The following is an 18,577-nucleotide window of genomic DNA, read 5'->3' on the forward strand; positions in this document are numbered from 1 at the left end:
AACTTTTGTTACATCTGTGGAAAAAATCCTGAAAGAATTTGGAGAAAACTATGTAATTAATTTTGTCTAGCTACTTAGCATTGCTGGTGCCGCGTTTCAATCCCTGATAGGGAGTTAGGTTAATTGCGGCCCGCAGCGAGATTTTCCGTGCAACAAGCAACTGCGTTTCAATCCCTGATAGGGAGTTAGGTTAATTGCGGCGCTAGAAGGATTAGGGAATTGCAAACAGGCAGCCCGTTTCAATCCCTGATAGGGAGTTAGGTTAATTGCGGCCTTTGTGGCTCAAGCTAAAGAGGATACCTTGCCGTTTCAATCCCTGATAGGGAGTTAGGTTAATTGCGGCTGGGCAGCTTGGATAGTTCCCCCACGGCTTGCGACAGCTTCGTTTCAATCCCTGATAGGGAGTTAGGTTAATTGCGGCACACGATCGACTATACCCGCAGCATCCACACAATCAGGCTGTTTCAATCCCTGATAGGGAGTTAGGTTAATTGCGGCCTTGGTTATCAAAGGTCAGCGCCCACGTTTTTGGTTTCAATCCCTGATAGGGAGTTAGGTTAATTGCGGCTGGTAGGCTTTGTCGATTGCCGGCAATCGCAATTGTTGGCAATCCCTGATAGGGAGTTAGGTTAATTGCGGCTCGATCAATTGAGTGGATTCGCGAGCGCCGATTTTTGGCAATCCCTGATAGGGAGTTAGGTTAATTGCGGCTTGGTTTATGCCACGCGGTTCCCGGACACCCCAATCTGGGATTTGGCAATCCCTGATAGGGAGTTAGGTTAATTGCGGCTGTACCTCGTCAAACCGAGCAGATCCCTGCTCGTTTATGCTTGGCAATCCCTGATAGGGAGTTAGGTTAATTGCGGCTCTAAAAAGGGATCGGATTCAATTGGATCGCGATCATTGGCAATCCCTGATAGGGAGTTAGGTTAATTGCGGCTTGATTTACCGTCCATCGATGCGTTTTTGTTCGCCGGAATTGGCAATCCCTGATAGGGAGTTAGGTTAATTGCGGCTCGGTAAGGCCACTCAATTAGCGGTTCGCTTTCGGGAAAAATTGGCAATCCCTGATAGGGAGTTAGGTTAATTGCGGCCGCTCGTGCCAGAAGCCTTACAGTATTTAGTTTTCAAGGTACTGTTCCGTGAACTATGTACAAAATATCATTTCAGCCACCGCCCTGTCAAGAGACACAAACTTCAACAACCATGAAAGCCATACTCAGCAAGAATTCCAGCGTTTCCGTGAACCTACTTTTGAAGATACAGAGGCTCAAACCCTTGCCGCACAAGCCATACAGCCGAAAGATTTGACCCCCTCAAAAAAACACCTACCCATTCACGGAAATTCCAAGAACCGGAAAGCGATTAGACACTCGCGACTGCTAACAGTTCCTCAGCCTCTTTTTCGTTCATCTCGTCGAGTTTTTGCCAAACTTGCTGCATCAATTCATCCAACCCAACTCGACTCACAGCGGAAATCAACAAAACAGGAACACCGCTAATTTCTTTAAGTCTGCTGATTAAATTACCGATTTCTTCGCTTTCAAGGTCGATCGCATCTACCTTATTAAAAGCCAAAATCTGCGGTTTATCGGCTAAACCACGCCTGTAAGCCTTTAATTCTTCCTGAATTGTGACGTAATTGGCGATCGGATCTTCATCCGTAACATCAATCAAGTGCAGCAACAACCGAGTCCGCTCAATGTGCCGCAAAAACTCGTAACCCAAACCAGCACCTTCGTGAGCCCCCTCAATTAATCCCGGGATATCGGCAAAAACAGTACCGTCGCCGGTGGGTTTTCTGACTACACCCAAATTCGGGACTAAAGTTGTAAACGGATAATCTGCTATTTTGGGGCGAGCCGCAGACAAAGCTGAAATTAAGGTGGATTTGCCAGCATTGGGCATCCCCAGAATTCCCACTTCAGCTAATAGCTTCAATTCCAAACGCAAAAATTTGTGTTCTCCTTCTTTTCCCGGCATAGCATAATCGGGAGCGCGGTTAGAATTGGTGAGAAAACACTTATTTCCCAAACCGCCTTTGCCACCTTTGGCAACGCAAAAAGTCTGTCCGGGCGTCACTAAATCTGCCAAGATTGCCTGAGTTTCCGCGTCGTAAACAACTGTACCGCAGGGAACTTCGATCGTGCGATCGTCCCCTGAAGCCCCAGTCATATTCTTCGGCGCGCCGCGCTTCCCGTCATCGGCTTTAAAAATTCGGTTGTACTGAAAATCCAGCAGCGTTTGCAGGCTTTCCACCGCTACCATAAACACAGAACCGCCCCGCCCGCCCGTGCCGCCGCTCGGCCCGCCCGCCGGTACATACTTTTCTCTGCGAAAAGCTACCATACCGTCGCCGCCTTTGCCGGCTGCGACTTGAATATCTGCTCGATCGATAAATTGCATAATTTAGTCAGTAGTCAATAGTCAGTAGTCAGTAGTCAGTAGTCAGTAGTCATTAGTCATTAGCTATGATACCAGATCCAAGTACAATATTCCTCTTTTCCTTGAGTGTGCAGAGGCGGACTCCAAGCAAGTGTAGTCGCGACTTATAGTCGCCGGAAAAATATAGTTATACCAATTCTCAAAAGTAGTGCATACTGAGAGATTTTACCCGAGCATCTGTAGGGAAACGGCACTGCCGTGTCCGGCTCTTGGGTTTGCGACTTTTAATAATTTGTATAAGATTGAGAATTGTAGCAAAACTTTTTTGAATTGGTATTATCAAAGCGGATTTAATATTAGCAGGACTTACCCACAAAAACTGAATAAACCTGGTTTTTCTACTGGGGCGGATCGCTGTAACGATGTTTTTTTGTAGAAAAACTAGGTTTTTGCGTCTTGGACTAATTAGTAATCATTGGTTAATAGTTACAGTCATTAATCCAAGATTTCACAAGAATGGCTAATGACTAATGACTACTGACTACTGACCACTGACTACTAACAATATATCGATACATCTTCCTTACATTCATCTGCCAAATAGCAGAGAGCTCGAAAGCGCATTCCCACCAACTGTTCGTAAAGCGGGTTAATCTTGCACATCGCCGGAATGTGCACGATTTTGCGTCCGAATAACACGACATCTCGTTCAAACGGACACTGCGGCGGAATCATTTTGCAGACAAAGTGTGCGACTCTGGGGTCGTGAACTTCCCAGGCGTCAAGCCAGTCTTTGACGGGTTGCAGAACATTTTTTTGGTGAGGTTTAGGTAGTCGAGATGAAAGCGGTGTTCCGGCGACGGGGGCGACATTCGCATCAAAGACTATTTGGCTGCTGGGCCCCTGCGGATCGGACTTGCTCTGTTGTATCGTGTGTCGGAGAGCTTCTATCGCCTCGACCTTGTGACCCAAAGCTGTGCAAAAATTGTGGATTACCTCGTCTTCGCTGAGCGAGTATGTACCGTCTGCCAAAGCTACCATGACTGCTGTCCTCAAAAAATCCTCGCCTTTGGCGGTGCTTTTCCCTAACACAGCAGCTAATTCCTCTGGGGCAATAGGTTCAAAACCCGCCTCAAAAGATACCGGATGTAGTTCATCCTGAGTTAGATTCGCAATCATTTTTTGCTCGTCTTCGTCAAAGTTGCCGTCTGCCCAAGCAATTGTCAGCAATCCGCGCAGCCAAGCACTAATCTCTTCATCGGTGCAGGAAGATTTAGCGTTACTCATTAGCATTTCCATTTGGATATACCAGTCAATTTGTTCGTTTACAGCGGGATCAATATTTGGGTCCCAAGAATTATTACTGCTTTTTTGTTCGATCGACGATCTATTTGTTGAAGGTTTGTGCTCGAAGATTGCTCCAAACGCTTGTAGTGGACTTGTTAAAAGCATATTTGTTTCTCAGGAGCATCGCTAACTAGCGAGCTAATCTATTGGATTATCCTATTCCTTAAAACATCATCTATCTGGAGGAATAGGTTTCTTGGACTCATCTTAACTTTAGTTGCACCGATTGAGATGGCGATCGACTTTTATTCAAACCCGATTGCCGTTAGCAAGCCTATTTTTCGCAAGAAATAAACGGTTTGCAAGCGTTGGATCTAATCAGACACGGGGTTTCTCACCCAGGGGCGATCGAACTTCGCTATCTTTACATTTTAATATATATTTTTGTAAATTTTTGTGTAACGGCGTCGTAACATTTGACAGCGAGCCGGCTTTATGACTTGGAAAAAAAAGAGCTGATGCAACTGTTACCGCCGTTCAACGGTTGTGATTGCTGTGTCCGTCTCTAAATGACCAAGAATTTCTTGATGGTACCCGCCACGTAATTTATCCGTGGGGTCAATCGAAAATCTAAAATCTAAAATCTAAAATCGAATGACTGATTTTTTTAACTTCGGCGACACAAAATCCAGCGCAATTCCATTGGCGGGCGTCCGTTTGCCATCGGGAAGACATCTCGACCGGTGGCCCAACTGGGAAACCAGGGCGTCGGGGGCCAGGCTCCTTCTGGCAGGTGGTGGCGTTCGTACTCAAACACCAATTCGTCGGATATTTGGACTAAGGGCAACCCTTCCATTGCGGTGGCGAGTTCTTGGGGAGTAAATAAAGTAGACCAGGAGAGTTGGGCAACTTGTCGCACGAGGGCATCCGGCTGGTAGTCGCCGACGGTTAAAAACGTGCTGAACAGCAACAGACCTCCGGGACACAGGGAATCGCACATTTTAGCGAGGAAAAGCCGTACTTGATCGCTGTCTCGAAAATGTGAAATGACTTCGGCGGCCACTGCCAACTGATAGCGGGCCGGTTTCATCCGCATTAAGGGGTCGAGCACATCGCCTTCAGTAACTGTCACGGGAAGGTTTTCGGCTGTTACTGCCGCTTTCAATTGTTCCGCAAAAGCTGGGGTTAGCTCGATCGCATCCACAGAATAGCCCAACCTCGCCAGCGGCAAGGTATTGCGGCCGGTACCAGCCCCCACGTCCAAAATCCGCACTCGATCGGGTGTACCCAATTTAGCTGCCGTTGCCATCAATTTTGCGTCTGGATGAGAGCCGAAAAGCGGAGGTTCTCTGGTGTCTACCCAGCTTTTGTACTGTTCTCCCATTGTTGAGGTAGTAACAATCACTTTGCAGGCTAAACCTGTTTGGGGCGGCTGTACCGATTCGTATTGCAGGATCAGCATCGATGCTGTGGAGGTGCGGTAGCCTTGTTCTAACTTGTTGACTAAAAGCTTGCTGAGTTCGTCTCTGCGTTCTTCTGGCAGGGGTCTGTCGAGAGTGCGAAATAGCTGTTCGATCGCCTTGAGATAGTGGCTTACCATTCCCGGTACACAGGGGAAAACTAATTCTCCGCGAGCGATGATGCGAGTATTAATTTTGTAGAGGATAGCTTGCTGGAGAATGTCGGGATTTACTACCAGCGGTAGCTGTTCGGTTTGGTCGATCGTACTTTCGGCGCCCATAAATTCCGCGAAGAAGGAAGAAGGAAGAAGGAAGAAGGAAGAAGGAAGAAGGAAGCCGTGTACAAGATTTAACGGATTTAACCGATGGATTTTGAGGCTTGAGGTTGGAGGTTCGGGGGAAGTCCGTTGAGAGCTGACTGTACAATTTAAAAGTATAAAAAAGCCGATATTAGATTTCTTTGGTTTCGTTGCTGAGTATTTTTAGATTTTAGAAAAGGCGATTTTAGAGCTTTATTTTGCATAAATTTCCAATCTCTAATCTCAAATCGACCAAGCCCAAAACCCGAGTAGCTCTGAAAATCGGAGTTAGTATCAAGATAAGCTGTAGCGCATTTAAATTGTATGTTTCACGGCGAGGTGGAAAAAGCGTCAAATCCTCTCGCCTTCTCCCCTCTCTCCATCCCCTCGTCAGCCATAACAGGCAATTTATATGGGTAGCAAAATAAAGCTGGGCTTAGTTGCTGCCGGTAAAAGTCACTTGCGGGAACCTTGACTGAGCTTCAGTCATCGGGCGCCGTCTGCCTTCCTCTTGCCAGTAGTTAATTACTTCTGTGGCTTGGTTGAGGATTTCGACGCGATCGTTATCAGCAATCCAGTGTTTGGCTTCGAGTTCGTTTTTGAGGTCTTCCCACGCATCTTTGCGAGGCCAGAAAAAGTAGGATGTCAGCGGGCTAGTTCCTTTGCCGACAACTTGGTCAACGGCGAGGGCAACATTCTCTTCTAGCCAGAGAACTTTTAAGATGAACTTGGACAAGCAAACCTCCAGGGTTCCGATCGAACTTGTTAAAAATTTCTACAATCGCTAAGCGTAGCACATTCTGTTCAATAATGAGTCATCAGTGATTAAAAGTTTTGTCTGGGGCTGGGTTTCGTGCCGGAAATTGGCTGGAAACCGATAAAATTTGGGTTTTCACCCGCCCTAGGTACAAGGATGGTTAAGTTGTGAACAAAGTTATTTTAGTCTTCGACATTGACGGTGTGGTGCGGGATGTGTCCGGTTCCTACCGGCGGGCGATCGCGGATGCGGTGGAACATTTCACGGCGGGTGCTTTTCGCCCGAATTCTCTCGATATCGACTCTCTGAAGTCTGAGGGAGTGTGGAATAATGACTGGCAGGCGTCTTTCGAGTTAGTTTGCCGTTATTTTGAGGGGATTGGGCGATCGAGAAACCAACTCGCTCTCAACTATGACGAATTAGTGGCTTTCTTCCAAAATCGCTATCGCGGGGCTGATGAGAAAAATTGGACTGGTTACATTTGTGCCGAACCGCTGCTGTTAAGTCCGGCTTACCTGGAAAATTTAACAGTTGAGGGTATTGTTTGGGGCTTTTTTAGCGGGGCGATGCGGGATGAAGCTGCTTATGTTCTGGAAGGGAAACTGAGTTTAAATTCCCCCGTGTTGGTGGCGATGGAAGATGCACCGGGAAAACCCGATCCGGCTGGACTTTTCTCCGCAATTGAACAGTTGGAAAACCTGCACGGTTTAGAAAACAATTTGCCTGTAATTTACGCAGGAGATACTGTTGCCGATATTTACACGGTTGTGAAGGCGCGGGAAGTGCAACCAAACCGGATTTGGCTGGGGACTGGAATTTTGCCACCTCATGTTTTGGATGATTCTGAGCGCTGCGAGGCTTATGCTGCGGCGCTGAAAACTGCTGGTGCAGCAGCGGTTTTCAGGAATGTAGAAGAGTTGACGGCTGCGCGGATTCGAGAATTAATTAATTGTTAGTTGTCAGTTGTCAGTTATCGAAATAACCAATAACCAATAACCAATGACAACCGCCAACTTTCCCTTTGAGATTATTGCAAGTGCAAAAACTTGTCTAAGGCGCTGACTGCAACTGGCGGCCAGCGGCGGTTATTGGCAACCCAATCGATGTCTTTGTAGCGGGGATCGAGGCCGACTGCGGCTACCCAATTGCTCTCTGCTTCGCCGCGCTGTCCTGCTTCCCAAAGACAGGCGCTGAGGGCGGCTCTCATGTCGGCAAATTGAGGGTATCTGCGGACAATGTTTTTCATGTTGCGAATTGCTTCCTTCGTTTGCCCGTTTTGATAAAGTGCGAGGGCGTGGTTGGCGCGGGCAAAGGCGTATTCGGGGGCTAATTCAAAGGCTTTGCTGTAGTCGGCAATTGCTGGTTCCCATTTTCCTAAACCGGCTTCGGCGTTGCCTCGGTTGTTGTAGGCGGCTGGATCTTTGGGGTCTAATTCTAGTACATGATTGTAGTCGGCGATCGCTTCTTCCCAGCGTCCTAAACCTTCTAAAGCCGTGCCGCGGTTTAGGTAGGGATCGGGGGCATCGGGAGCTAGTTCGATCGCTTTTTCGTAGTCGGAAATAGCTGCTTGCAGCTTGTTTTGGCTGACTCTAGAATTGCCTCGGTTGCTCCAAGCGGCTGCTTGTGAGGGAAATTTGTCAATAATTTGAGTCCAAAAACTTTCAGCGGCGGGAAATTGACCTTCATTTGTAGCTTGAAAAGCTTTTTGAACGAGTTCTCCCAATTCCTGTTGGGGTTCGGCGATATCTGTTGGTTGTACTTGTGCGGCAACGGGCGCGATATTTCCCAACCACACTAACCCGGTTACAATTAATACTGTAAAAAATGTGAAAAGTGAGCGAATCATCGTTGTTGGTAGTTTAAACTTTACTAAACATATTATTAACCGAATTTGCGGGCGTTGGTTAGAAGATGTTTGAAAAGTCTCGGCGACTTAAGTCGCAGCTACACAGACAAAACCTGTCTCCGCAGGTTCTAAAACCCTGGATTTTCTTTAGTCCTCGCAGGCGGACTTTGCTTGTGTAGTTGCGGTTTTAACCGCCAGTTTGTGTAGTCGCAACTAAGGATAATTTGGTGAAAAAACGGTTGCTAATTTTGGGCGGGACGGGGGATGCTGCTGAACTGGCTGCCAGAGCGTCTCAAATCGCTGAAATAGAGGTGGTATCTTCGCTAGCAGGACGCACTCAGCAGCCTTTTACCCCAAAAACGGGTACGGTGCGAATTGGAGGGTTTGGTGGGGCGGCTGGGCTGGCCGAGTTTTTGCTCGATCGCCCGATCGACTTGTTAATTGATGCTACTCATCCGTTTGCGGCTCAGATTTCTGCCAATGCTGCTGTTGCTGCTGCTGAATGTAATGTGCCCTATTTGATGCTGGTGCGTCCAGCTTGGGAGATGGTGGAGGGCGATCGCTGGATTGAAGTTGCCAGCCACTCGGAGGCTGCAAAGGCTTTATTAGGGCAGTCTGAGCGGGTGTTTCTCACCATTGGCAGGCAGGAATTGGCTGCGTTTGCGGGTTTGGATGCTATTTGGTTTTTGATGCGGGCGATCGATCCTCCTGCACTAAATACTCCTGTTCCTAACGGTAAATTGTTATTAGCAAGGGGGCCTTTTACATTAGAAGACGAGCGAGAATTGCTGTTAGAATATCAGATTGATACAATTGTTAGTAAAAACAGCGGGGGCGGTGCTACTTATGCTAAAATTGCTGCGGCTAGGGAACTGGGAATTTCGGTTGTAATGGTGCAGCGGCCGCAGATTCGCGATGTTGAGCAGGTTGATAATGTTGAAGGGGCGATCGCTTGGTTAATTAAGCAGTTATGAGTTATTAGTTACATCCTTTTCGCGATCGGAATGTGCCAGCGCGCCTCAACTGAGCTTGTAGCAGCCAGACGGCAAGAATTGCTCTCCCCTTAGTCTACAACTACCTAGACTACTATCAGCAGTTGGGGTTAAGGTCGCGGATTTGACGGGGTGACAACCCCTCTGTCTGTGTGAGAGCGATCGATTTAAACTCTTCTGAGTGCAAGGCTTTCCGGTTTTTTGTCGCTGCGTCAGGAGAATTACTCTAATAACCCTACCCAATCAGGAGACTCAAATATATGCAATACAAAAACGGTATGCCAATTGCCATTATTGGCGCGGGAATATCAGGCATTACGACAGCCCATATTCTCAAGAAAAATGGTTTCCAAGCAGTTGTTTTCGAGAAATCCGAAAAGCTTGGCGGAGTATGGGCACTTGCATACCCAAACGTACACCTGCAAAATATCAGGGAACAGTATCATTTATCTGATTTTCCCTGGCCATTCACGCCTGAATTACATCCCACCGGAGAACAAATCCTGAATTATTTGGAACAAGCGGTCAACCATTTAAAGCTTGATGTGCGGTTAAATCATGAAGTTATCGAACTCAAAGAAACAGAAGATGGCTGGCTATTAAAATATAAAAACCAGGATGGCGTTCGCGAAGAATTATTTGGATACGTCGTTATGTCAGTTGGGCAATATACAGAAGGAAAGTATCAACCTGAATTTCCAGGTATCGAAGATTTCGGCGGGAAAATCATCACTGAACGGGATGTGCACGCGCTTGATATATTCGACAATCAACGAGTTGTAATCGTTGGCTTCGGAAAAAGTGCTTTGGACATGGCGACTTTCGCAGCCAAACAAGGCGCGCAAGTAAATCATGTATTTCGTACACCGCGCTGGCTGATCCCAGAATGGATTTTGGGCGTACATTTTACCTACCCATTATTCAGCCGTTTTGGAACAGTGATGATGACAAGTTGGGCACATCCAACCGCCATTGAACGTTTCTTGCACAATCGCCTTGGCTTCATTGTTTCAGGTTTTTGGGATTTGATTGCATCCATTTTCCGCTTTCAAGTTCAGCGAAATGTTTCTGGAAAAGACCAAGCCGCCCAGAGTCGCATCAAAGCTGTACAACCAGACCACAAACTATTGCCTGATTTACGTTCAGCCACAGCGGTTGCGCCTGAAGATTACTATCCGTTTATTGCAGAAGGAAAAATCTCGCCCCACCGTGCAGAATTATCTGGTTTTTCGCCAGAAGCAGTAAAGTTGAAAAATGGTTGCGAGATTCCATGCGATTTAGTCATTCTATCTTTGGGTTCGCAAGCGCCAATTTTTCCATTTTTGCCTGATAAATATCGAAAAATCTTAGAAACCGAACCCGATGGCGTGCAGTTATATCGCCACTTGCTTCATCCTCGCATTCCTGGCATTGCCTTTGCCGGGTTCAATCATGGATATATGCACGTGCCTGCTGTCGAAATTGCCGCACAATGGCTGTGTGCATACTTGCGTGGTGAACTTGAGTTACCTTCCAGCGAAAATATGGAAAAAAGTATTGAATGTATCCGCCAGTGGAAACGCGCAAATATTCAATTTGAACCTTCGCGATCCTGTGCAGTCAATACTCGCTTTCAACAATATATTGACATCATGCTTAAAGATATGGGTGTTTCTCCTTATCGAAAATTGCCTAACATTTTCGCTGAGATATTCGGCAGATATCAACCATCAGATTATCTTGGCGTATGCGAAGAATATAATCACAAAAAGAAAAGTCGCTCTACTCCACTACACCCTCTTCCGTTGGATACATGATTGCTTGTAAAGCTTACGAGGGATCAATTGATGCGCTATTCTGCTGCTCAGGTCTTTGCTGCCCATTTCGCACTAATTGGAAAGAATATCCAAGCTTGGATAAATTTTTTTGCTGAAGATTCTACCTGATTGTTCGATCGCCCAAATATAAGTTTTATACCAAAAACTTGAGTAAATTCTGAGCATAATTGCTGATTGACAAATGCTTCCCTAGCTTAAACTGTTACCTTAGCAATGGGCACTGCCTGGGGATACAAATCGCTCGGCTCTGCCTCCACTTCCAATCACCAATGCCCAATTCCCAATTTTCAATGCCAAATTACTTTGATTTTTTCTGACTATTCAAAGAGTTAAGATGATTGTTCATTTTTTGCAGGTATGTTTTTAAAACAGGATACTGTGAAGTTGCTAGCAGTGTATCTTTTTTCTGGCTGACAGTTGTTTCTAATGGCAAAACGCGATAGTTCGTTTTATTGTTCTGAGTATAGCGGTGTACCCAAGTCGGAATGGTTTTGATGCTGGTAATTTCTGTAGTTTTTTCGGGAAAGGTTTTGCGAATATTTACTTGCAAAATTACGCCTAAGTCTGTATAATTTTTATTCTGACCGGAAATGAAGTTTCCCATTGAATAAATTGCTACAGCTTTGCGGGTTTTGCCATTTTTACCGGGGAAGTTAAAAATTTTGTAAGGTTGGACGACGTGGGGATGGCTGCCGAGAATGATGTCTGCACCAGCTTTTAATAGGTTTTCCACTAATTGTTTTTGTTGCGGGTTTGGCTGTCGCTCATATTCATTCCCAAAATGCAGGGAAATTGCGATAATATCTGCTCCTTTGGTTCGGGCTTTAGCAATGTCTTTGACTATCTTTTTTTCGTCTATTAGGGAAACTAAATAATCTTTGCCTTTGGGTATGGGAATGCCGTTTGTGCCGTAGGTGTAAGCGAGAATAGCTAGGGAAATGTTGTTTTTGGTGCTGATTAAAGTGCGATCGCCCGCCGCTTTCGATTCGGCTGTTCCTGTGGAAGCAATTTTACGATCGCTCAGATTGGCGATCGTCCTAATTACTCCTTTTTCTCCACGGTCTAAATCATGATTGTTTGCAGTTGTCAAGATATTAAAGCCAGCTTTTTTAGCCGCATCCGCTAATTGAGCCGGTGCGTTAAATAGGGGATATCCTGTATATCCGCCCGCATCTTCGCCCGCTAAAGGTGTTTCTAGATTTCCGATGACCCAATCGCCTGTTGACAGGATACTTTTAACTGGTGCGAAGAAAGTGTCAAAATTGTATGTTTTCTTTTTGGCGTCGTAGCCCGATCGCGTTTGGGTACTGTGCATCATGATGTCGCCAACAGCAATTAGTTTTGCTTCTTCGATCTGAGACTTTGGTTTGGCGGGAACAGGGGTTGCTATTGGCGATCGACTTTCTGTAGGCTGTGTGTTGGTTTGTGGCGTTTGAATATTGCAGCCTGCGATCGAAAGCATGGCAATTACCGAAAGCAACCGACTAAAATTCATGATTTTTGAGAGTAATTTTTCGGCTTATATGGTATCATAACTAAATTAGTTACGGCTAAATATATGAAAAAAAAGTATCTAATTATTGCCTTTATTGTTTTTGTATTAATTACAAGTTTTGGTGTTTTAACTTACGCTCAAACTTCTGGCGATAAACCTTTTGAATTTGCCTTGATTGGCGATTTGCCCTACAGTGCGGAACAGGAAGCAAAATTTCCGAGTTTGATTGCAGATATCAATAGATCGCCCGCAGCGTTTGTAGTCCACGACGGCGACATTAAAAACGGTTCCAGTGTCTGCGATGATGCAACTTTTCTCAGCCGCAAGCAGTTATTTGACAATTTTGAGATACCGTTTATTCTAGTTTATGGTGACAATGAATGGACGGATTGTCACCGTTCAAATAACGGCAGTTACGATCCAGTAGAAAGACTTGCTAAACTGCGGGAAATCTTCAGCAAAGGTAGTCAAAGTCTGGGAAAGCGCACCTTAAGTCTCACCCGTCAAAGCGAAAACTCGCAGTTTGCTAAATACCGCGAAAATGTTCGCTGGATTTATAATGGCATTGTATTTTTTGCGATTAATATGCCGGGAAGCAACAACAATTTTGGCCGCACTCCCGAAGCAGATGCAGAATATGCCGATCGCAATTCAGCTAACTTAGCCTGGATCGAAGAATGTTTTGCTTTAGCCAAACGCAGCAACAGCAAAGGAATTGTGTTAGTTGCACAGGCAAATCCGGGATTTGAACTCGATCCGACGGACAAAAGAAGAAGCGGCTACAACGATTTTATCGCAACTCTGGAAACAGAAACAGGCAATTTCCCAGGGCAGGTTGTATTCGTCCACGGCGACACTCACTATTTCCGCATCGACAAACCTTTACCCTATTTTACCGATGAGACTCAACTACCAAGAATGAAAAATTTTACTAGAGTTGAAACTTTTGGTTCTCCAAACGTGCATTGGTTGCGGGCTTTTTATGACCCGGAAAATCCTAATTTGTTTGAGTTTAAACAGCAGATTGTTCCGCAAGGTTAGGCGAGATAGCACATTTTTCATGCAAGATAAGTATTTTTTTCGCTTACACTGAAGATAGGTAGAATTGAGGAATTTATTTATGACGATCGCAACTGAGCGCCTTACTCTTGAACAATTTCTGAAACTGCCAGAAACTAAACCGGCTAGCGAATACATTGAGGGCGAGATTATCCAAAAACCTATGCCGAAAACAAAGCACAGCCTATTGCAATTAAGAACCTGCAACGAAATTAATCAGGTGACCCAAACTCCCAAGATAGCTTATGCTTTTCCAGAGTTGCGGTGTACCTTTGGCGGGCGATCGATTGTTCCAGATATTGCGGTACTATTGTGGGAACAAATTGAATTTGATGAGAGCGGTGAACCGTTGGATGATGTGCTAATTGCACCGTATTGGACGATCGAAATTCTCTCGCCACAACAAAGCTCAAATCGCGTAACTAAAAAAATCATTCACTGTCTGCAACATAATTGTCAGTTGGGGTGGCTAATCGATCCAGACGATCGATCAATTTTAGCGTTTTTGCCCAACCAACAACCTCAATTCTGCGAAGGTAGCGATGTCGTTCCTGTGCCCGAAATGATTCCCCTGAATATCACCGCCGAACAGGTGTTTAGTTGGTTGAGAATGGAACAATGAATGAGGGCGATCGTCTTTTTTGTGCCAATTTTCAAAATCTCCCGGTTGGGTTTGTAGTGAGGACTTTAATCTTCATCTAAACTCAGGAATGAAGTCCTTACTACAAACCAAATCCCCTATTGCCGCCACCTGTCAAATTGGTCTTCGGAACAGCCGTTAATAAATTGATTGTTCACCCAACCGTCAAGGATTGTAAAAGTTTCATTAGGAGGATTTCCTGAAAATCTGGCCGCAATTTTCACCCAATTACCTTGTCTGCTGACAGCCCTAACTCCGTCTCCTCTTTTGAGTTTAGCTACAACCGGGTACTTATTGCCCGGGCCTTTGCGAATGTTAACAGCGCCACCTTCACCTGTAATAAACGAGCAATGAGTTTGCTTTTTTAAAGCTTCTGCTTTTGCGGGAGCAAGGCTTTGCTGCTTGCCAAAAACAGGAAAGCTGTAAAGTGAGAAGCTAAAACTTGCAACGACGGCTGCAATAAAAAAGGCTTTTGATTGAGTAAAAATTAGCATTATTTCATTTCCTTGGATTGACCGAACTGAAGTCCTGACTGTGATTTTTTTGAGAAGGACTTCAGTCGTTACTACTAACTGTTATTTGACAGAGGCAAACCATTCGGTAACACCTTGAGCGATCGCCTCGGCTAATTTCTTCTGTTCTGTCGGATTCACAATCCATTCAATCTCTTCGGGATTGATCAAAAATCCCAATTCCATTAAAACAGATGGAGCAACGGCAGGACGGGTCATGGCTAAGTTGTTCCAGAATACACCATAGCTCGGACGGTTCAACTTGGCAACTAAATAATTGTGCAAAAACATTGCCAAACTGTGCGCTTGCGGGTGAAACCAGAAAGCGCCGACACCTTTAGTCTTAATGGCATCGCCGTTATCCGGCAAAGCATTGTAGTGAATTGAAATTGCGATCGCAGGTTCTTCTTTTTGAATCATTTCCACCCTTGGTGGCAAATCCAAATCGACATCTTCTACCCGCGTCATGAGCACATTCGCACCCCGATTTACCAATTCCTGTTGCACCAATTTCGACACTGTTAAAGCTACTGTTTTTTCCCTAATTCCCACTGGACTCACCGCACCTCCATCCTCCGGCCCGCCGTGTCCCGGATCGATGAGAATCTTAATTCCCGATAAGGGTTTTGCTTGCGAATTCGGCATCATGCTTGTATTCGCCGGCGGGTGTTTTAAAGACAGCACTAAAGTGGTGCCGTCGTATCTCAGCTTATAGCCCCACTGCTGGGTAGATTTGAGATTAAAAGTGTATTGTACTTGCAGCGGCGAGATTTGTTGCCATACCAAACGTGAAATTACCGGGTCATCAGAGACGCGAATAATGTCAGTTTGAGCGGTGGTATTGTATAGCGTTAAAGTAAAAGTGCCTTCTCCTTCCTGCACAGTGACTGGGACTGGTGTTTCTAAGGGGAATAAGACTTCTGTCCAGCCGGAAACTTGACGCGAGCTGGCGCTGCGAATAATCGATCGCGGAGGCACTGAATCCTGGACAATTCGCACTTCCGAGGCTTTAATCCAAGCACCGTAATCGAGTCTGAGCCATTCTCCCTCGCGCCCGATAATTGTTGCTCGCGTTCCCTTCGGCAGCGGTGTCATCCGAGAAAAATCTGTACTCGCTCCGGTTCTGGCGACACCTGGATCTGCTGTTACTTCGGCTATTTCTAAGTCAGCCGGAGAAAGAATAGAAATCTTGCCAGTACCCTGTTGGCTGATAGTTCGATCGTTCATTGTTAGCTCAAACGATGGGACGCCTAAATCAACTGTTTCTCCCTTAGATGAGAGGGCGTTCTCAGGGGTTTTACCGCAGCCTTGATACTGTTCGCTGCCGCCTTTTTTAATCGGGGAATTTGCGCCTAACAGTACAGATTTGTTGTCGGGTAGTTCGACTTGCGATCGCGCTTTTAAAGGAATAGTAACGCCCGCCAATTTTACCGCAACTTGAGCATTCGCACGTGCGATCGCCCCAAAGCAAATATATTCCCCCGGCAAACTCGCCACATCGACTTTCGGCGTCAGGGAATCTTTAGCAAAAGCCAATCCTACAGGGGCTTCCGGCTGATTCGACTCGCGCGTCACCTTTATTTTGACTTCCTGATTTTCGTAACGCAAGGTAAAGAGATTTTCGCCCAGTTGCAGCGGAAAAGTCGGGGCGAAATGCCCGGATGCGGTGCGCGAAATTTGGTTGCCATTTACTAACACTTGTCCCGGTGCGGGCGCTGTACCGATTAAAAAGATGCGATCTGATGTAGTTTTGTGGTTGACGGGAGGATAAGCGAGAAACAAAGGTTGAGCGGCGACAGCTACAGAGGCGATCGCCACGATCATCCCAAACACAACTAATCCTAAAAATTTTCTCATTCTAAATCGCAACTAATTGAGACTCTGTTGATTATTTATACTAGAACTTTCCCTAAGAAACCGGATTTCTGAGGATTAGTCCTAAGTCTTATTTACTAGACAGAACCCATTTTATCAGGTTTGTAGTTGCAATTGAGCGAGCTGCCACATAAATCCCCGCGTCAAACCATTAAGTTTTAATTAATTCCGAGGTCGTTCTCCAAAGTTGCTCCAACCGATTCGCCGGCATCGTCAAATACAAAACATCCCCCGTACTCAAACAAAAATTTAGTAAATCCCAGCCGTGAATAGTTTGACAATTAGTTTCCACATACAGAGGCACAAAATCAGCAGACTTAGCGGCATCTTGAATGCGGTGACCGCAGAAAGGATGTTTTGGGGTAATCAATGTGCCCAAGCAAACCCATAGACTGTCAGCCGTCACTCCGTTCCCTAAAATTCTGCCTCCAATCGCCGCCGCTGCGAAAGCAGGGGCAGCCAATTCCGTCGGGTTCAAAACTCCTTCAAACTCAAAAACTTGCTGCACCATCAAAGCAAAATGTGGGTCTTGATTGCGGACAATAACTGATAGTTTGGGCGCCAATCCTTTAGCGCTCAAGGCAATTTCGACATTAGACATATCGCTGCTAGTAACAGCCAAAAGTGCTGCCGCTTCCTTAACATTAGCAGCTTCCAGAGTTGCGGCCAAACTGGCACTTCCCTGAATTACCGGAATTTTCATTGAGCGAGCCGTGCTCAGAAATCGGCTGTTCGGATCTTGCTCGATCGCCACAATATCGTAACCGTTATTGTACAGTTCTTTAGCAATTTGGATGCCCATTCCTCCGAGTCCGCAGATAATGTAATGATTGCGCTGCGGAACTCGCGCCACATCCCAATATTCGGTAAAGCGAGTTCCCAATACATAATCGTTGAGCAGTGCGTAGCAGATGCCGACGATGCCGGCTCCAACTAACATCATGACAATTGTAAATAGTTTAATGCTTTCGGGAGCTTGTTCGGCTACTTTTTCATGGCCTCCGGCTCCGGTAATCATCCCTACGGAAAAATAGAGAGAATCAACAATTGAGATATTATCGTCAACACAAATATAGGTAGCAGTAGCAACGGCGATCATTGACAGCAGTGTCAGTACAACAATTACTGCTGCTTGGCTGTGCTGCTGAAATCGGCGCAGGCTAGTTAATGTTTTGAGCAGTTTTTGAGTTAAAGTTTTTTGGGGGCTGTGGATAGTCGGCTGAGTGGCAACAATTAGCCGATCGCCCTGCTGACACTGCCGATCGGCAAGCACCGCCGATACTAAATCAGTTTTGTTAGCAGCCGGGAGATAATAAATCAACATTCGCGATCGATCCTCCCACAAATCGCTCAGTTTGCGATTTTTCCAAGGATGTGTTTCATCGATATATTCTTCGTGAATCGGCCAAGTGCGATCGAACAAACGCAACTGTCCGATCGCCTGATTGCCAAGAGCCGCAAAGGCAAAAACCGGAGCCGCCAATGATGAAACGCTCATGGAAGTGTGATCGGGCAAAGTGTGGTCAATTCTGTCGCCCAAGCTAGTATTGAACAATCTGTTGATGATGCGAATCTGAGGATTGAGAATCCTCGCTTGCATCAAAATTGCCAAATTCACAGCATCATCGTCTGCTGCAATTACCAAAGTGTGAGCATTTTGAATGCCAGCCGCCAACAAGGTAGAAGCTGCTTGCAAATTGCCGACAACCACATCAGAGGTTTCGCCGCGAATTGGGCGATCGCTAATACCAACAACAATCGCTCCTTGCTGTCTCAACAAACAAAAAATCTTGTGTCCCGTGTGGCCCAACCCGCAAACAATGATTCGAGGTTTCATAAAAATTTATTTGCCAGCCAATTTCGGAGCTGTCCTTGTAGTTTTACTTACCATTGTTGACTCTCCTGGCTTTGCAGAATGTAGCTAAAAAGACTATCTAGGAAACTTGTGGCGCCGTGGCCTCGAAGTTTTGGAACAAGGAAAGGACAGTGCCGTGTCTCTAAAGCCGCGTTCCCAAGTTTTGCAACAAGGACACAGCAGTGCCCTGTACCTACAGATATGAGGTGCAATAACCTAATACAATAGTTCGGACAGTTTTTAAGCAGCCAGAGTACCATAAGACAAGACTGAAGGAAGGTTAGGGTGATTTAAAATC

General features: G+C 45.9%; 14 protein-coding genes and 1 CRISPR repeat array. Of the genes, 5 read left to right on the forward strand and 9 right to left on the reverse strand.

All coding sequences use genetic code 11. The features are described from left to right. Positions 1-93 precede the first annotated feature (93 nt). Positions 94-1,095: a CRISPR direct-repeat array (repeat unit 38 nt; unit sequence TTGGCAATCCCTGATAGGGAGTTAGGTTAATTGCGGCT). 270 nt (positions 1,096-1,365) lie between these two features. The 4 genes from obgE to QUA54_RS31655 form a co-directional block, all read right to left on the reverse strand. Further along, a complete protein-coding gene (obgE, locus tag QUA54_RS31640; protein ID WP_333418689.1) occupies positions 1,366-2,406 on the reverse strand; it encodes a GTPase ObgE in 1,041 nt (346 codons plus the stop codon). A 537-nt stretch (positions 2,407-2,943) separates the two neighbouring features. After that, entirely contained in the window at positions 2,944-3,678 is a 735-nt protein-coding gene (locus QUA54_RS31645) for a Mo-dependent nitrogenase C-terminal domain-containing protein (RefSeq protein WP_333418710.1), read from the reverse strand. A 661-nt stretch (positions 3,679-4,339) separates the two neighbouring features. Continuing rightward, on the reverse strand, positions 4,340-5,413 hold the full coding sequence (locus QUA54_RS31650) for a class I SAM-dependent methyltransferase (protein ID WP_333418691.1): 1,074 nt from the start codon (positions 5,411-5,413) through the stop codon (positions 4,340-4,342). Positions 5,414-5,867: 454 nt separating this feature from the next. Beyond that, on the reverse strand, positions 5,868-6,179 hold the full coding sequence (locus QUA54_RS31655) for a 30S ribosomal protein PSRP-3 (RefSeq protein WP_278187374.1): 312 nt from the start codon (positions 6,177-6,179) through the stop codon (positions 5,868-5,870). A gap of 176 nt (positions 6,180-6,355) precedes the next feature. On the opposite strand from QUA54_RS31655, the gene QUA54_RS31660 reads away from it, so the two are divergent. Further along, positions 6,356-7,144 carry a TIGR01548 family HAD-type hydrolase gene (locus QUA54_RS31660; protein WP_333418692.1) on the forward strand — a complete coding sequence of 263 codons (789 nt, stop codon included), beginning with the start codon at positions 6,356-6,358 and terminating at the stop codon, positions 7,142-7,144. A 71-nt stretch (positions 7,145-7,215) separates the two neighbouring features. Here QUA54_RS31660 and QUA54_RS31665 read toward each other — a convergent pair whose 3' ends face one another. Beyond that, positions 7,216-8,034 carry a tetratricopeptide repeat protein gene (locus QUA54_RS31665; protein WP_333418694.1) on the reverse strand — a complete coding sequence of 273 codons (819 nt, stop codon included), beginning with the start codon at positions 8,032-8,034 and terminating at the stop codon, positions 7,216-7,218. A gap of 227 nt (positions 8,035-8,261) precedes the next feature. Here QUA54_RS31665 and QUA54_RS31670 point away from each other — a divergent pair, with 227 nt between their 5' ends. Then, positions 8,262-9,008, forward strand: a complete 747-nt coding sequence (locus QUA54_RS31670; RefSeq protein ID WP_333418696.1) for a cobalt-precorrin-6A reductase — start codon at positions 8,262-8,264, stop codon at positions 9,006-9,008. A gap of 278 nt (positions 9,009-9,286) precedes the next feature. Next, entirely contained in the window at positions 9,287-10,822 is a 1,536-nt protein-coding gene (locus QUA54_RS31675) for an NAD(P)/FAD-dependent oxidoreductase (protein ID WP_333418698.1), read from the forward strand. A gap of 319 nt (positions 10,823-11,141) precedes the next feature. Here QUA54_RS31675 and QUA54_RS31680 read toward each other — a convergent pair whose 3' ends face one another. After that, on the reverse strand, positions 11,142-12,338 hold the full coding sequence (locus QUA54_RS31680) for a CapA family protein (RefSeq protein WP_333418700.1): 1,197 nt from the start codon (positions 12,336-12,338) through the stop codon (positions 11,142-11,144). 63 nt (positions 12,339-12,401) lie between these two features. Between QUA54_RS31680 and QUA54_RS31685 the strand changes: the two genes are divergently transcribed. Together QUA54_RS31685 and QUA54_RS31690 are read left to right on the forward strand one after the other, a co-directional pair. Further along, positions 12,402-13,379, forward strand: coding sequence for a hypothetical protein (locus QUA54_RS31685; RefSeq protein ID WP_333418702.1), 978 nt, complete (start codon positions 12,402-12,404; stop codon positions 13,377-13,379). A 79-nt stretch (positions 13,380-13,458) separates the two neighbouring features. Continuing rightward, positions 13,459-14,019 carry a Uma2 family endonuclease gene (locus QUA54_RS31690; RefSeq protein ID WP_333418704.1) on the forward strand — a complete coding sequence of 187 codons (561 nt, stop codon included), beginning with the start codon at positions 13,459-13,461 and terminating at the stop codon, positions 14,017-14,019. Between the two features lie 116 nt (positions 14,020-14,135). On the opposite strand, the gene QUA54_RS31695 is transcribed toward QUA54_RS31690, so the two are convergent. The 3 genes from QUA54_RS31695 to QUA54_RS31705 all read right to left on the reverse strand — a co-directional run bounded on the left by QUA54_RS31695 (position 14,136) and on the right by QUA54_RS31705 (position 18,261). Then, positions 14,136-14,531: an SH3 domain-containing protein gene (locus QUA54_RS31695; RefSeq protein WP_172188714.1), complete on the reverse strand. Its 396-nt coding sequence runs from the start codon at positions 14,529-14,531 to the stop codon at positions 14,136-14,138. An 81-nt stretch (positions 14,532-14,612) separates the two neighbouring features. Next, on the reverse strand, positions 14,613-16,406 hold the full coding sequence (locus QUA54_RS31700; protein ID WP_333418706.1) for an N-acetylmuramoyl-L-alanine amidase: 1,794 nt from the start codon (positions 16,404-16,406) through the stop codon (positions 14,613-14,615). A gap of 169 nt (positions 16,407-16,575) precedes the next feature. Further along, positions 16,576-18,261: an NAD-binding protein gene (locus QUA54_RS31705; RefSeq protein WP_333418708.1), complete on the reverse strand. Its 1,686-nt coding sequence runs from the start codon at positions 18,259-18,261 to the stop codon at positions 16,576-16,578. Between the last annotated feature and the right edge of the window lie 316 nt (positions 18,262-18,577).

Source organism: Microcoleus sp. MOSTC5 (genome assembly GCF_036701825.1).
Lineage (GTDB): Bacteria > Cyanobacteriota > Cyanobacteriia > Cyanobacteriales > Microcoleaceae > Microcoleus > Microcoleus asticus.